Below are 14,372 nucleotides of genomic sequence, written 5' to 3'. Positions count from 1 at the left end.
TCAAACCTGGGCTTGCGCCAGCGCCCGGGCATTTTGCAAACGCCGGGTGAGCAACGCCGCACTCACCACCAGAATTCCACACAGGCTGATGACCATGGCCATCGGCACGGCGCTGCCGTCGTGCAGCACGCCCACCAGCGCAGAGGCACCGGCAGCCACGCTGAATTGCAGGCAACCGAGCAGCGCCGACGCGCTGCCGGCCCGTCCGCCCTGCCCGCTCATCGCACAGGCCGCGGCATTGGGACTGATGCAACCGAGGCTGGCGATACAGATGAACAATGGAATCAGCAGCGGCCACAGGTGTGCAGGGTGCAGAGAGCTGACAGCGAGCAGGGTCAAACCGGCCGCCAGATATACCCACACCGCACGCACCAGCAAGAAGGCCGGACCACGCTTGGCCAGCAACCGCGCATTAACCTGTGCCACCAGAATGAAGCCCGCCGCATTGGTGCCGAACAGCCAGCCAAAGTGCTCGGCCGGAACGCCGTAGAGCTTGATGATGATGAAGGGTGAACCGGCGATGTAGGCAAACATCCCGGCGATGGCGATGCCCCCAGTCAAGGCATGGCCGAGGAACACCGGGTCGGCCAGCAACCGACCGTACTGACGCAACGCACCCGATAGCGGCTGGCGCGGTATGTGGGCCGGCAAGCTTTCCGGCAATCCCGTCGCAACCGCCAGCCCCGCCAGCGCACTGAAAGCGGTCAAGGCCAGGAAGATCGACTGCCACCCAGTGGTGTTGACCAACAACCCACCCAGCAATGGCGCGAGGATCGGCGCCAGCCCCATCACCAGCATCAACTGCGAAAAGACTTTCGCCGAGCCCACCGCATCACACTTGTCGCTGACCACCGCCCGGGAAATCACCATCCCCGCGCAGCCGCCCAACGCCTGGACGAAACGCGCGCCGATCAACCATTCCAGATTCGGCGCGTAGGCGCACGCCACGGAGGCAACGGTGAACAGGCCGACACCGGTGAGCAACGGAATGCGTCGCCCGAAACGATCCGCCACCGGACCATAGGCCAACTGACCGATGGACAAGCCGAGGAAGTACGCCGCCAACGTCATCTGAACGTGATTTTCGTCGGTCCCGAAAGCCAGAGCAATGGCCGGGAAGGCTGGCAGATAGAAGTCGATCGCCAGCGGACCGAAAGCGCTCAAAGCGCCAAGTATCAGAATGGTACGCAGGTTCATCAGGCATCCCGTGAGGCAGAAGTCGGCAGCCCGACAGTCTAGCCGCGCATGGACGCCTTGAACATTCCAGTAGCTCGCTAACTATCAAATTCAGGCCAGTTTGACGCCGTAACCCTCTTCGCTGATCGCCGCGATCACTTGCTCGGCGGTCAGCGCACTTTCGACACCGACCTCCCTGGCCGCCAGATCGACCCGCACACTGGCCGCCGGGTCTTTGGCCTGGACCGCCTGGGTGATGGCCTTGACGCAGTGACCACAAGACATGCCTTCAACGTTGAACACTTGCATGGGATGACTCCTTTTCCGAGGTTTGAACCCAGTTTCGAGCTTGCCACCATGGCAAGGTCAAGTTCTGAAGCCGGCTGCCGGGCTGGCAATCGGCGCAGCGCTCGGCCAAGCTGCGTCCATCAATGACTCGAACTCAGGAGATTCAGCCATGCGCTGGTCAGTTTTCAGCCTGTTTGGCTTTCTCAGCCTTTTCGCCACCGTGCCTTCGGTCAATGCTGCCGGTCAGGATTATGGCGTGCTGATCATTTCCCGCGAGCGCCTGGAAGTCGCGACCAGTTGCGAAATCGGTGTGTACATCCAGGATCAATTGGCGGCGCGGCTGTTTCAGGAACAGAGCACCTCGTTCAACCTGCCGCCGGGCATCGTCTCGCTGCGTCTGAAACTGCTGCCGGGCCAGGTCCCGGGTTGCAATCCGGGCATGCTCGCGCCGGGTTCGCAGGACATCCAGCTCAAGGCCGGGGATGTGCTCAAGTACCGGATCGCGATGACACACGAAGGGATGTACCTCAAACGCGCCGGTCTCGGCTACTGACACAAATCCCGGGGACACCCGATAAACCTGTGGGAGCTTGCTCGCGATTAGGCCATTACATTCAACAACTCTGTTGACTGATACTCCGCTTTCGCGAGCAAGCCCGCTCCCACAGGGATCAGCGGCAAGTTCAGATTGGCACTTGACCTTGCCAGCATGGCAAGGTTGATCCTGTGGTCATCTACTACAGGGAGTACGACCGATGTCCGAATCCACCACGTTCGACCTGCCGATCGCCGGCATGACCTGTGCCAGTTGCGCCGGACGTGTCGAGCGCGCCTTGAGCAAAGTCATTGGCGCCAGTGGCGTCAGTGTCAACCTTGCCACTGAACAGGCGCGGGTGCAGGCACCCAGCGACAGCTTGCCTGCCTTGATGGATGCCGTGGTCAAGGCCGGCTACAGCGTGCCGCAGCACAGCCTGGAACTGAGCATCGACGGCATGACCTGCGCATCCTGCGTCGGTCGGGTCGAGCGTGCGTTGGGCAAGATTGCCGGAGTGAAAAGCGTCAGCGTCAACCTGGCCAACGAACGCGCCCACCTTGAACTGCTCGGCCAGATCGATCCGCAATCCTTGATCGCCGCAGTGACCAAGGCTGGCTACAGCGCCAGCGTCTGGGAAGCCGAACACCCGCCAACCGACAATCAGCAACAGCGCCTGCATCGCGAACGCCAGGCCTTGATCATGGCCATCGCCCTCGCCTTGCCGCTGGTATTGCCGATGCTGCTACAGCCCTTCGGCGTGCACTGGATGCTCCCGGCCTGGGCGCAGTTCGCCTTGGCTACGCCGGTGCAATTCATCTTCGGCGCACGGTTTTACGTCGCCGCGTGGAAAGCCGTGCGCGCCGGGGCCGGCAACATGGACCTGCTGGTGGCCCTGGGCACCAGCGCCGGGTATGGCTTGAGCCTGTACGAATGGGCCACCGCTGCCGGGCGCATGCCGCACCTGTATTTCGAAGCCTCGGCGGTGGTGATCGCCTTGGTGCTGCTGGGCAAGTACCTGGAAAGCCGCGCCAAGCGCCAGACGGCCAGCGCCATCCGTGCCCTCGAAGCCTTGCGCCCGGAACGGGCGATTCGGGTGATCGATGGCCACGAGCAAGACATCGCCATCAGCGCCCTGCGCCTCGATGACCTGGTGATGGTCAAACCCGGCGAACGCTTCCCAGTGGACGGCCTGGTGGTTGAAGGCCAGAGCCATGCCGATGAAGCGCTGATCAGCGGCGAGAGCCTGCCGGTGCCCAAGCAGACCGGCGACAAAGTCACCGGTGGCGCGATCAACGGTGAAGGCCGGTTGCTGGTGCGTACCCAGGCCCTCGGTGCGGAAACCGTGCTGGCGCGGATCATCCGTCTGGTGGAAGACGCCCAGGCCGCAAAAGCGCCGATCCAGAAACTGGTGGATAGAGTCAGCCAGGTGTTCGTGCCCACTGTGCTGCTGATTGCCCTGGCGACCCTGATCGGCTGGTGGCTGTACGGCGCGCCAATGGAAACCGCGCTGATCAACGCCGTGGCGGTGCTGGTGATCGCCTGCCCGTGCGCCCTGGGTCTGGCCACGCCAACGGCGATCATGGCCGGCACCGGCGTGGCGGCGCGCTACGGGATTCTGATCAAGGACGCCGAAGCACTGGAGCGAGCCCATGAAGTCAGCGCGGTGGTATTCGACAAGACCGGCACCCTGACCTCCGGCGCCCCGCGCATTGCCCATCTGAGTGCCATCGACGGGAATGAGATGCGCCTGCTGCAACTGGCCGGTGCCCTGCAACGCGGCAGTGAGCATCCGCTGGCCAAGGCTGTTCTGGATGCCTGTGCCGAGCGTGGATTGAAGGTGGCCGATGTCAGCGACAGCCAGTCCCTGACCGGCCGCGGCATCGCCGGCAGCCTCGAAGGGCGTCGCCTGGCGCTGGGCAATCGGCGCCTGCTGGAGGACAGCGGCTTGAATGCCGGGCCATTGGCCGACTCGGCGATCGCGTGGGAAAATGAAGGCCGGACCTTGTCCTGGCTAATCGAACAATCCCCCGAACCCCGCGTGCTGGGCCTGTTCGCCTTCGGTGACACCCTCAAGCCCGGCGCGCTGCAAGCGGTACAACAACTGAGCGCGCGGAACATCAGCAGCCACCTGCTGACCGGCGACAATCGCGGCAGCGCCAACGTAGTGGCCGAGGCCCTCGGCATCCACGATGTGCATGCCGAAGTGCTGCCGGCGGACAAAGCCGCCACGGTCGCTGCACTGAAACAGACCGGGGTGGTGGCGATGGTCGGCGACGGCATCAACGACGCCCCGGCACTGGCCGCCGCCGACATCGGCATCGCCATGGGTGGCGGCACCGACGTCGCCATGCACGCGGCCGGCATCACCTTGATGCGCGGCGATCCACGGCTGGTTCCGGCCGCACTGGAGATCAGCCGCAAGACCTACGCCAAAATTCGCCAGAACCTGTTCTGGGCGTTCGTCTATAACCTGATCGGCATTCCATTGGCGGCATTCGGCCTCCTCAACCCGGTGCTGGCCGGTGCGGCCATGGCGTTGTCGAGCGTCAGCGTGGTGAGCAATGCGTTACTGTTGAAAACCTGGAAACCCAAGGACCTGGAGGACAACCGATGAACATCGGCCAAGCGGCCCGCCACAGCGGCCTGAGCGCAAAGATGATCCGTTATTACGAATCCATCGGCCTGCTCAAGGCAGCCCATCGCACCGACAGCGGCTACCGGGTATACGGCGATGTCGACCTGCACACACTGGCGTTCATCAAGCGCTCGCGGGACCTGGGGTTTTCCCTGGAAGAAGTCGGCAAGTTGCTGACCCTCTGGCAAGACCGCCAGCGCGCCAGCGCCGATGTGAAAGCGCTGGCCCGCCAGCACATCGATGAGTTGAACCAGAAGATCCGTGAACTCGGCCAGTTGCGCGACACCTTGCAGGACCTGGTTGAGCACTGTCAGGGCGATCATCGGCCGGATTGCCCGATTCTGAAGAATCTGGAGTCGGGGTGTTGCACCACCCCTACCAACCACCGCAACTCCCTGTAGGAGTGAGCCTGCTCGCGATAGCAATCTGCCTGACACATCAATGTTGAAAGTGCCGACGCTATCGCGAGCAGGCTCACTCCTACAAGGGATTTGGGTGGCGCACAAAAAAACCGGCCGAAGCCGGTTTTTTATCCGATCACTGCATCCAGGGCGGAGGCGGTTCTTCGGTCTTGCCCGGCGGCGCATCGTCCGCCGCGCGTACGGCTTGCTTGCGCTCTTCATCCAGGCGCGCGGCCTCGATCTCGCGCATGATGCCGCCCACGTCGGCCAGCTCTTCCGTGTCGGCGAACTCGCCGGTCAGGACGCTGGCCGGGTGCAAGGTGCCGGCCTCATACAAGGCCCACATTTCCTTGGCGTACTTGGTCTTCTTCAATTCCGGCGCAAACCGCCCGAAGTAGGACGCCATGTTGCCCACGTCGCGCTCCAGCATGCTGAACGCGTGGTTGTTGCCCGCCGCATCCACCGCTTGCGGCAGGTCGATGATGACTGGACCGGTCGGCGTCAGCAGCACGTTGAACTCGGACAGGTCGCCGTGCACCAGACCGGTACACAGCATCAGCACGATCTGGGAAATCAGATACGCGTGATACTCGCGGGCCTGGTCCGGCTCCAGCACCACATCGTTCAGACGCGGCGCGGCATCACCATACTCGTCGGCCACCAACTCCATCAGCAGCACGCCTTCGAGGAAGTCGTACGGCTTGGGCACCCGCACACCGGCATTGGCCAGGCGGAACAGCGCCGCCACTTCGGCGTTCTGCCAAGCGTCTTCGGTTTCCTTGCGGCCAAACTTCGAGCCTTTGGCCATCGCCCGGGCCTGACGGCTGTTGCGCACCTTGCGGCCTTCCTGATACTCGGCCGCCTGACGGAAACTGCGTTTATTCGCCTCCTTGTAAACCTTCGCGCAACGCAACTCGTTGCCGCAGCGCACCACATAAACAGCTGCTTCTTTACCACTCATGAGTGGGCGCAGCACCTCGTCGACCAGACCGTCCTCGATCAGGGGTTCAATGCGTTTTGGAGTCTTCATCAGCTTTTATTGTGGGTCCTTTATTACCAAACACGCGAAAGTCATTCGTTATACGGCAATCCACTCACGGGGGGGAGGGGTTGCCGACTTATGAGCATTGCAGAAGCACACAATGTGCCGATTTCATCAGGAAAAACCGACGACCGCCACGGGTCGCTCCAGATCATAGCCGAGCCTGCGTCACTTGTTGTGCAAGGGTATTGAGGGCAATTGCGACAGAAACTGACACTACAGCTCATACCTTCCGTAGGATTTTTCCCAACAGGCCTCAATTTCCTCCGACAACAGCCGAAGTCCTTAGTGACAAAGTGATTTGTCCGACAATCGCTGCGACAACAACAGCGATGCCGCACTCAAGGACCCGGGTTGACCAAGAACGTTTACGGCTGCCAATAAACCGCGAGTCATCTGCACTGCGTGGGCCTACAAGAAAATCTGGAGCGCGGATGAACATCAAACAGAAGTTGACCTGGGCGTTTGCAATCATCGCCTGCCTGCCCGTGGTGCTGGTCGCCACCCTCGTTGTGCTGAACCTGCGCAGTGACGCCAGGGACGAATTCGTCGACGGCAGTGCCCGCGAGATTCGTCAGGTCAGCAACGCCATGCAATTGTTCTTTGACGGCATCAGCCAGAACGTCGATTACCTGGCCAGGCAGCCGTTGATCCGAAACTCCGACGACAGCCTCAAGACTTACATGGCCGCCAACGCCGAGAGCGTCCCTCAAGGCGAGGCTGACAAAAAAGTCTTCGCCCTGCTTCAGGACCTGGGCAACAGCCACCCGGCCTACGCCTATGCCATCCTCGGCACGGCGGCGGGTGGCTACGTGTCGTGGCCGGATGACCCAAAGCTGAACAATTACGACCCACGCCAGCGCCCCTGGTACAAGGCGGCCCAGGCCAAGCCGGGCAAACCGTTGCGCACCGAGGCCTATTACTGGGCCCAGGACGACGCGACCTACGTCAGCACCGTGCGCACCATCGACAACAAGCTGGGCACCAACGGCGGCGTGGTCAGCATCGACGTGACGCTCAAGCAGCTCACCGAAATCGTCAAGCAGATCAAGCTCGGTGAAACCGGCTACCTGATGCTGCTGGAAAACACCGGCATGGTCCTGGTGGACCCGAAACAACCGGAACACAACTTCAAACCCCTGAACAGCCTTGGCGACGGCTACGCGCAACTGGCCAAGGCCGGCAAGGGCCTGGTGGAAGTGGAGCTCAACGGCGAGCGCTACATGGCCAACGTCTGGCCGTCGGAACAACTGGGCTGGACCTTCATCGGCCTGATCAAACAGGACGACGTGATGAGTTCCGCGACCCGGTTGACCTGGTTGATCGCCATCATCGCCGCCGTCCTGGCCGTCATCTTCGCCATCGTCGGCGCCAGTTTTTCCAGCCTCATCGTGCGCCCGATCCGCAGCGTGGCCAGCGGCCTGGAAGGCATCGCCCAGGGCGAAGGCGACCTGACCCAAAACCTGCAAATCCGTGGCAACGATGAAACCGCGCAACTGGCCAACTGGTTCAACCAGTTCCTGACCGCGATTCGCAACCTGATCCAGAACATCGGCGGTGCGGCGGGCAAGATCCTCGCCACGTCCAAGAGTTCGACCCAGGTCTCCAGCGACATGGCCGAAGCCGCCGGACGCCAGCGTGAAGCGGTGGACATGGTCTCCACGGCGTTCCACGAAATGGTCGCCACCGCTAACGAAGTCGCGCGCTCTTGCAGCCAGGCCGCGGAGTCTGCCGACAGTGGCCAGCGCCAGGCGCGTGAAGGTCAGCAGCAGATCGATGCGGCGGTGAACAGCGTTGATCGCCTGAGCCAGGAAATCGAACAGTCGGCCCAGTCGATGCAACAGCTCGAACGCGATAGCAACGACATCCAGTCGATCCTGGGGACCATCCGCTCGATCGCTGAACAGACCAACCTGCTGGCTTTGAACGCTGCAATCGAAGCGGCCCGGGCCGGTGAACAGGGACGAGGCTTTGCCGTGGTGGCTGACGAAGTGCGGGCCCTGGCCAAGCGCACGGCCGACTCCACGGCGGAAATCGACGGTCTGTTGGGCAACCTGGCCAAACGCACCAGCCAGGTGACGCAGCAGATGCACGCCAGCCTGGAAGTGTCCCAGCAATCGGTGACGCGCATCGGTGAGGCGCGCAGCAGCTTCGGGCAGATTCGTGAATCGGTGGATGTGATCCGCGACATGAACACCCAGATCGCCACGGCGGCGGAACAACAGCATCAAGTGGCCGAAGACATCAACCGGCACATCAGCCAGATCCACGGCGATGCACAACTGGTGGCGGAACTGGCCAACTCGGCGCGCCTGGATTCCCAGAGCCTGGCCGGGTTGTCCAATGAGCTGGACGGGTTGGTGCGCAGGTTCCGTACCTGATCAGCCGGCACACCCCCACCCCCTGTGGGAGCGAGCTTGCTCGCGATGAGGCCGTCAGCTTCAACATCCATGTTGACTGATACACCGCCATCGCGAGCAAGCTCGCTCCCACAAGGCTTCAGTGTCGTTCACATAATCTGAGCCAGGCACAAAACCTGTGGGAGCGAGCTTGCTCGCGATGAGGCTATCAGCTTCAACATCTTTGTTGACTGATATACCGCCATCGCGAGCAAGCTCGCTCCCACAGTTTGTATTCAACGTTCGAGAATGGCGGTCACGCCCTGCCCGCCCGCCGCGCAGATCGAAATCAATCCCCGTCCCTTGCCCGCCGCATCCAGCAACTTCGCCAGGTTGGCGACGATGCGCCCGCCGGTGGCGGCAAACGGGTGCCCCGCCGCCAGTGAACTGCCTTTGACGTTGAGTCGGTTGCGGTCAATCGAACCCAACGGCGCATCGAGGCCGAGACGGGTTTTGCAATATTGCAGATCTTCCCAAGCCTTCAACGTGCACAGCACTTGCGCGGCGAAGGCTTCGTGGATTTCGTAGTAGTCGAAATCCTGCAAGGTCAGGCCATTGCGAGCCAGCAAACGTGGCACGGCGTAGACCGGCGCCATCAACAACCCTTCGGCACCGTTGACGAAATCCACCGCCGCCGCTTCGCCGTCGCGCCAGTAGGCAAGAATCGGTAACCCTCGCTCCTTCGCCCATTCTTCACTGCCCAGCAGCACCAGTGACGCGCCATCAGTCAGCGGTGTGGAGTTGCCTGCGGTCAGGGTGCCCTTGGCGCTTTTCTCATAGGCCGGTTTGAGCGCGGCGAGCTTTTCCAGGGTCGAATCCGGGCGCAGGTTGTTGTCGCGGGTCAGGCCCAGGAACGGCGTCAGCAGGTCGTTGTGCCAACCCTCGGCGTAGGACGCGGCCAGTTTCTGATGGCTCTCGAGCGCCAATCGATCCTGTTCTTCGCGGGGGATGTTCCAGGTCTGGGCCATCAGTTCGCAGTGCTGCCCCATGGACAACCCGGTGCGCGGCTCACCATTGCGCGGGAACTCGGGGATCAGATGTTTGGGACGCAATTGCAGGAAGGTTTTCAGTTTGTCGCCGGTGGTTTTCGCGCGATTGGCTTGCAGGAGGATTTTGCGCAGGCCGTCGCTGACGCTGATCGGCGCATCCGAGGTGGTGTCCACGCCACCGGCAATGCCGCAGTCGATCTGGCCCAGGGCAATCTTGTTCGCCACCAGCAACGCCGCTTCCAGCCCGGTGCCGCAAGCCTGCTGGATGTCATAAGCCGGGGTGGCGGGCGACAGTCGCGAACCCAGTACGCACTCGCGCGCAAGGTTCATGTCCCGCGACAACTTGAGCACGGCACCGGCGACCACTTCGCCGATGCGCTGGCCATGCAGGTTGTAACGTTCGATCAGGCCTTCCAGGGCGGCGGTGAGCATCACCTGGTTACTGGCCGTGGCGTAGGGGCCATTGGAGCGGGCGAAGGGAATCCGGTTACCGCCGATGATCGCGACGCGGCGCAGTTGAGTCATGAAAAGCTCCTGATGAATTAGCCAAAATTGAAACTCCCCCCCTGTAGGAGCTGCCGAAGGCTGCGATCTGTTGACTTGGCTTTTTTGGAATCAAGATCAAAAGATCGCAGCCTTCGGCAGCTCCTACACTGACCAAGCGTAGGCCTTATCTCGTGGACCGAACGACTGATCGCCGCTCGTGGTCCACACTTTGATCCCCAGCTTTCGGAGCGTGTTCCATGTCTGACCGCTATATCGACTTCGCCAATTCGTCCATCGGCCATCGCCTGGTCGGCGCCCTGGGGTTGCCGGCGCCGAGCAGACTGGAGCGCTGGCAAGCGGGTCGGTTGCGACCTGTAGACGGCGCATTGCTGATCGGCGGTGGGCCATTGGCCGAACACGTCAGCGCCTTCGCCAACCGCCTGACCGACGCGATCTACAGCTACGGCACCGAGCCTTCGATGGCCACGGCCTGGATTCCCGGCCACGGACCGAAACTCAAGGCTGTGGTGTTCGACGCCAGTGATCTGTTGCACACCGATCAGCTCAAGCAACTGCGCGAGTTTTTCCAGCCGCTGATGAAGAACCTCGAACACTGTGCGCACCTGGTGATTCTCGGGCGCGATCCGCAAACCTTGCGTGACCCGTTCGCCGCCAGTGCGCAGCGTGCCCTGGAAGGTTTCAGTCGTTCCCTGGCCAAGGAATTACGCAGCGGTGGCACCCTGCAATTGATCTACGTCGGCGAAGGGGCCGAGGCGCAACTGGAAGGCCCGCTGCGGTTTTTCCTCTCACCGAAAAGCGCCTTCGTGTCCGGGCAGGTCATTCGCTTGAATCCGTGCTCGACACCAGTCACCGACTGGACACGCCCGCTCGCCGGGCGCAAGGCACTGGTCACCGGCGCGGCGCGGGGCATTGGTGCCGCCATCGCGGAAACCCTGGCCCGTGAGGGTGCCGACGTCATCCTGCTCGACGTGCCGCCGGCCAAAAACGATCTCGAAGCCCTCGCCGCGCGCCTCGGCGGGCGCAGCATCACCCTCGACATCTGCGCCGAAGACGCCGCCACGCAGTTGGTCAAACAGTTGCCCGACGGTCTCGACATCGTGGTGCACAACGCCGGCATCACCCGTGACAAAACCCTGGCGAACATGACCCCCGAATACTGGGACGCCGTGCTGGCGGTCAACCTCAATGCGCCGCAAGTGCTGACCAAAGCCCTGCTCGACAGCGGCACCCTGCACGACAACGGCCGGGTGGTCCTGTTGGCGTCTATCAGTGGCATCGCCGGCAATCGCGGGCAAACCAATTATGCGGCGAGCAAGGCCGGGCTCATTGGTCTGGCGCAGGCGTGGGCGCCGCTGCTCTCCGAGCGCGGCATCAGCATCAACGCCGTGGCGCCGGGCTTCATCGAAACGCAAATGACCGCGCACATTCCCTTCGGCCTGCGCGAAGCCGGACGGCGCATGAGTTCGCTTGGCCAGGGCGGCTTGCCACAAGACGTCGCCGAAGCCGTGGCCTGGCTCGCGCAACCGGGCACCGGCGCGTTCACCGGGCAAGCGTTGCGCGTGTGTGGGCAAAGCGCTCTGGGGGCTTGAGGATGATCACCGACTGGCACACACTCAATCGCGAACCGAGCCTGCCGGGGTTGTACGCACGAGCGGCGACACGGCGAAAAATCACTGGCAGCCGCCTGCCCGATTCGGGTTTGCATTGCTGGGTCGAAGTCGATCCCAAGCGCCTGGCGGCTTATCGCAAGGTCTGTGGTTTCGCCGACAACGGCCTGCTGCCACCGACCTACCCGCACATCCTCGGGTTTGCCTTGCAGATGCAGTTGCTCACGGCCAGGGACTTCCCGTTCCCGCTGCTGGGCCTGATTCACCTGAGCAATCGCATTCGTGTGCTGCGCCCAATGGGCGGGGTGAATAGGGTGCGCGTCAGCGTACAAGTGCAGAACCTGCAACCCCACGCCAAAGGCGCGACGTTCGATCTGCTGACCACCCTCGACGATCAGTTGGGGCCGTTGTGGGAAGCGCAAAGCCGGATGCTCTGTCGCGGCGTCAAACTCGAGGGTGAACCGCTCGAAGAACCTCTGACAACCAGCCAGGCCTTGAGCGAAATCGAGCACTGGAAAGCGCCCGCGGACATCGGCCGGCAATACGCCAAAGTGTCCGGCGACTACAACCCGATCCACCTGAGCGCGGCCAGCGCCCGACTCTTCGGCTTCCCGACCGCCATCGCCCACGGTTTGTGGAACAAGGCGCGCACGCTGGCTGCGCTGGCCGGGCATCTGCCAGCGGCGAATGTCGAGATCGCGGTGCAATTCAAGAAGCCGGTACGGTTGCCCGGTGAGGTGACGTTGCTCGCCAGTGCGCCAGGGCCGAGCGGGGATTTTCAGTTGGTGGGTGTGGGGGAGCTGGAGCATATGGTCGGGCAGTGGCGGCCGGTAGGCCGCCATCGCGAGCAGGCTCGCTCCCACATTTGAAATGCATTCCCCTGCTCGCGATGAACGATAATGCCGTCTACCTGGCAGCCCACTAATCCTGCGGATCGAGATTATCCAACGCCCGGTTCACCGCCAACTCACCCAGCATGATCAACTGCGCAATCCCCAGCATCGTATTGCGCTGCGAGCCTTCCAGAAACCCCGCGAAATCACTCGCCATCACACTCGCCGACGCCAGTGATTCACAGGCGTGGGCCAGCAGGGTTTCGGTGTCGATGTGCGGGGCAATGACGAACATCGTGCTGGGTTTGTGGGTGGGAGGTTGACTGAGGGGATTGAGGTAGTGATCGAGGGCGCGGTCGGCGGCTTCGGGGGGATTTGGGGGGATTTGGGGTGGGTTTGATCATAGTTGCACCTCTGGGATGAAATGGAGCCACGTCCAAATTGCCGCGAAGCAATTTGGGGTGGCAGCTGTACGCGGGTTCGCGGACCGATCCCAGAGGCAGCTCGGCATACCCGAAGGTATCCCGCGCACAGTCGCCATGACACAGAACGACAGACACAAGAAGGTGTTGTTGTTAGGTGAAGCGATTATGCCTTAGGAATCGAGCCGCGACGCCCGGACGCTGAATTTTCAGCGACTGACAAAGGTTAGAGATCGCGCTTCCGACGGACAACCTGAAAAACATGTCGGAGGTTTCCTCGGGATTTGAGGAAAACTACACAGGATTAATTGACTGTCAGGGCCTCATCGCGAGCAGGCTCGCTCCTACAGTTGGGCCGGGTACATCTGAAAGATATTGGTCGGCTGTCAGGCCGCCATCGCAGGCAAGCCAGCTCCCACAGGGATCGGGGACATCTGCAAGAAATTGGTCGGCCGGCAGGCCGCCATCGCGAGCAAGCTCGCTCCCACAGAAGAGCAAAGGCAGACCGGCGTACACCCACGCTCTTCACCATTCAACAGGCCGAGCGTTAGCTCGCCTGCAGCTCTTGATCTTGATTCACCCGCCCCCTCGGCAGGCTGAGTGGAGGTGTTCATCCGGGGACTGGCGCGCAGCGCCGTTCGACGCAGTCGAACTCATTGCATGTAGGTCGAAGCGAAGCCGACCGGAGGGCAATGCCCCCGGATGAATACCGGAGCGAAGGAACGCCGAGCCTCAGCGAGGGGCCGTACGTAAGGGGCGAGACCTTTTGGTTCCTTTTGGCTGGGCCGGCACTCCGGGCGTTTGCCAAAAGGGACTCGCCGTAAGGGCGAAACCGCCAGCCGCCGTTACCGCAGCAATGGATATGTACACTATCAAAAAACCTCCGCGGGGAGCACAGGGGTTGAGAGGCCGGCTGATTCTAGGACGCGTGCGGTGGATAGTTGGCCAATATCCGCGTGACCGTTTGCCAGATGGCATCGCTACGATCCGCCGGGTTCGGCGTGCGACTGAGTATCTGTTCGTCACTGCCGCGCCACACCAGTTTGCCGTCCTTGCCATCGAGCAGATCGATCTGGATGGTCGCCACTTTGTAGCTGACATTGCGGGTTTCGTTGTACATCGGTGCGCCGTAGTAGCCATGCCATGGGTAACCCCAGCCGCCGCCGTAATTGGTGGTCACCTGTTGTTGCCGCTCTTCGACAATCAGGTAGGCCTGCACATTCAAATCGCCCTTGGCGCCTGCAGCGGCCGGACGCAGACCGCGCTGATCCAGTTGATCGGCAACCGCCTGACGGATGCGCTGTTCGGTCAAGTCGCTCTTGATCCGCGGATCGTCGGGACGGTATTGCAGGGCAGGTTCTTTCCAGGTCCAGCTGCGATAGGCAGCAAAATCGCGGCTGGCGTCGAAGTCATGATTGACCTGGTTGGCGGCGCAGGCACTGAGCAGTGCGGCCACTGCCAGTAAAACAAAACGGCGGAACATGATGATTCTCCGGTAGAAGACATGATCCTGTGGAATGCTTCTTATCTACAAGAAG

Annotated in this window: 11 protein-coding genes and 2 pseudogenes; 7 read left to right on the top strand and 6 right to left on the bottom strand. The window is 62.1% G+C overall.

Going from position 1 to position 14,372, the window contains the following annotated elements; all coding sequences use genetic code 11:
- Both ACM6IK_RS25580 and ACM6IK_RS25575 read right to left on the bottom strand, forming a co-directional pair.
- Entirely contained in the window at positions 1 to 1,197 is a 1,197-nt protein-coding gene (locus ACM6IK_RS25580) for a multidrug effflux MFS transporter (protein WP_414876525.1), read from the bottom strand.
- 90 nt (positions 1,198 to 1,287) lie between these two features.
- Positions 1,288 to 1,485 (bottom strand): heavy-metal-associated domain-containing protein, encoded by a 198-nt coding sequence (locus ACM6IK_RS25575; RefSeq protein ID WP_108219859.1) that lies wholly within the window; start codon positions 1,483 to 1,485, stop codon positions 1,288 to 1,290.
- Between the two features lie 148 nt (positions 1,486 to 1,633).
- Between ACM6IK_RS25575 and ACM6IK_RS25570 the strand changes: the two genes are divergently transcribed.
- The 3 genes from ACM6IK_RS25570 (at position 1,634) to cueR (ending at position 5,035) form a co-directional block, all read left to right on the top strand.
- The gene (locus ACM6IK_RS25570) at positions 1,634 to 2,017 is read left to right on the top strand and encodes a hypothetical protein (RefSeq protein ID WP_414876524.1); all 384 of its coding nucleotides are present in this window, start codon (positions 1,634 to 1,636) and stop codon (positions 2,015 to 2,017) included.
- 202 nt (positions 2,018 to 2,219) lie between these two features.
- The gene (locus tag ACM6IK_RS25565; protein ID WP_414876523.1) at positions 2,220 to 4,613 is read left to right on the top strand and encodes a heavy metal translocating P-type ATPase; all 2,394 of its coding nucleotides are present in this window, start codon (positions 2,220 to 2,222) and stop codon (positions 4,611 to 4,613) included.
- Positions 4,610 to 5,035: a Cu(I)-responsive transcriptional regulator gene (gene cueR, locus ACM6IK_RS25560; protein ID WP_414876522.1), complete on the top strand. Its 426-nt coding sequence runs from the start codon at positions 4,610 to 4,612 to the stop codon at positions 5,033 to 5,035. Before ACM6IK_RS25565 ends, cueR begins: the two co-directional genes overlap by 4 nt.
- A gap of 136 nt (positions 5,036 to 5,171) precedes the next feature.
- Here the strand turns inward: cueR and ACM6IK_RS25555 are convergent, their stop codons facing one another.
- Positions 5,172 to 6,065 carry a PA4780 family RIO1-like protein kinase gene (locus tag ACM6IK_RS25555; protein WP_108219855.1) on the bottom strand — a complete coding sequence of 298 codons (894 nt, stop codon included), beginning with the start codon at positions 6,063 to 6,065 and terminating at the stop codon, positions 5,172 to 5,174.
- Positions 6,066 to 6,409: 344 nt separating this feature from the next.
- Between ACM6IK_RS25555 and ACM6IK_RS25550 the strand changes: the two are divergent.
- Together ACM6IK_RS25550 and ACM6IK_RS25545 are read left to right on the top strand one after the other, a co-directional pair.
- A pseudogene (locus ACM6IK_RS25550) lies at positions 6,410 to 7,600 on the top strand (cache domain-containing sensor histidine kinase); the annotation flags it as partial.
- A 90-nt stretch (positions 7,601 to 7,690) separates the two neighbouring features.
- Positions 7,691 to 8,458 (top strand): methyl-accepting chemotaxis protein, encoded by a 768-nt coding sequence (locus ACM6IK_RS25545; protein ID WP_371920820.1) that lies wholly within the window; start codon positions 7,691 to 7,693, stop codon positions 8,456 to 8,458.
- 254 nt (positions 8,459 to 8,712) lie between these two features.
- Here ACM6IK_RS25545 and ACM6IK_RS25540 read toward each other — a convergent pair whose 3' ends face one another.
- Complete coding sequence (locus tag ACM6IK_RS25540) at positions 8,713 to 9,990, bottom strand: acetyl-CoA C-acetyltransferase (RefSeq protein ID WP_414876521.1); 1,278 nt, start codon at positions 9,988 to 9,990, stop codon at positions 8,713 to 8,715.
- A gap of 218 nt (positions 9,991 to 10,208) precedes the next feature.
- On the opposite strand from ACM6IK_RS25540, the gene ACM6IK_RS25535 reads away from it, so the two are divergent.
- Together ACM6IK_RS25535 and ACM6IK_RS25530 are read left to right on the top strand one after the other, a co-directional pair.
- Positions 10,209 to 11,561 carry a 3-oxoacyl-ACP reductase gene (locus tag ACM6IK_RS25535; protein ID WP_414876520.1) on the top strand — a complete coding sequence of 451 codons (1,353 nt, stop codon included), beginning with the start codon at positions 10,209 to 10,211 and terminating at the stop codon, positions 11,559 to 11,561.
- A 2-nt stretch (positions 11,562 to 11,563) separates the two neighbouring features.
- Complete coding sequence (locus ACM6IK_RS25530; protein ID WP_414876519.1) at positions 11,564 to 12,448, top strand: MaoC family dehydratase; 885 nt, start codon at positions 11,564 to 11,566, stop codon at positions 12,446 to 12,448.
- Positions 12,449 to 12,500: 52 nt separating this feature from the next.
- Here the strand turns inward: ACM6IK_RS25530 and ACM6IK_RS25525 are convergent.
- Together ACM6IK_RS25525 and ACM6IK_RS25520 are read right to left on the bottom strand one after the other, a co-directional pair.
- A pseudogene (locus ACM6IK_RS25525) lies at positions 12,501 to 12,816 on the bottom strand (DUF6124 family protein).
- A gap of 937 nt (positions 12,817 to 13,753) precedes the next feature.
- Entirely contained in the window at positions 13,754 to 14,317 is a 564-nt protein-coding gene (locus ACM6IK_RS25520; protein ID WP_414876518.1) for a DUF4136 domain-containing protein, read from the bottom strand.
- Positions 14,318 to 14,372 lie beyond the last annotated feature (55 nt).

It is taken from the genome of Pseudomonas sp. IT-196MI5 (assembly GCF_949767415.1).
In the GTDB taxonomy this organism is placed as follows: Bacteria; Pseudomonadota; Gammaproteobacteria; order Pseudomonadales; family Pseudomonadaceae; genus Aquipseudomonas.
The sequence above is the reverse complement of the archived record's forward strand: the minus strand, read 5'-3'. Positions and strand labels throughout refer to the sequence as shown.

Coding starts and splice junctions, on each gene's coding strand:
- ACM6IK_RS25580 (WP_414876525.1), bottom strand. CDS start 1,197: ATGAACCTGCGTACCATTCTGATACTTGGCGCTTTGAGCGCTTTCGGT.
- ACM6IK_RS25575 (WP_108219859.1), bottom strand. CDS start 1,485: ATGCAAGTGTTCAACGTTGAAGGCATGTCTTGTGGTCACTGCGTCAAG.
- ACM6IK_RS25570 (WP_414876524.1), top strand. CDS start 1,634: ATGCGCTGGTCAGTTTTCAGCCTGTTTGGCTTTCTCAGCCTTTTCGCC.
- ACM6IK_RS25565 (WP_414876523.1), top strand. CDS start 2,220: ATGTCCGAATCCACCACGTTCGACCTGCCGATCGCCGGCATGACCTGT.
- cueR (WP_414876522.1), top strand. CDS start 4,610: ATGAACATCGGCCAAGCGGCCCGCCACAGCGGCCTGAGCGCAAAGATG.
- ACM6IK_RS25555 (WP_108219855.1), bottom strand. CDS start 6,065: ATGAAGACTCCAAAACGCATTGAACCCCTGATCGAGGACGGTCTGGTC.
- ACM6IK_RS25545 (WP_371920820.1), top strand. CDS start 7,691: ATGGCCGAAGCCGCCGGACGCCAGCGTGAAGCGGTGGACATGGTCTCC.
- ACM6IK_RS25540 (WP_414876521.1), bottom strand. CDS start 9,990: ATGACTCAACTGCGCCGCGTCGCGATCATCGGCGGTAACCGGATTCCC.
- ACM6IK_RS25535 (WP_414876520.1), top strand. CDS start 10,209: ATGTCTGACCGCTATATCGACTTCGCCAATTCGTCCATCGGCCATCGC.
- ACM6IK_RS25530 (WP_414876519.1), top strand. CDS start 11,564: ATGATCACCGACTGGCACACACTCAATCGCGAACCGAGCCTGCCGGGG.
- ACM6IK_RS25520 (WP_414876518.1), bottom strand. CDS start 14,317: ATGTTCCGCCGTTTTGTTTTACTGGCAGTGGCCGCACTGCTCAGTGCC.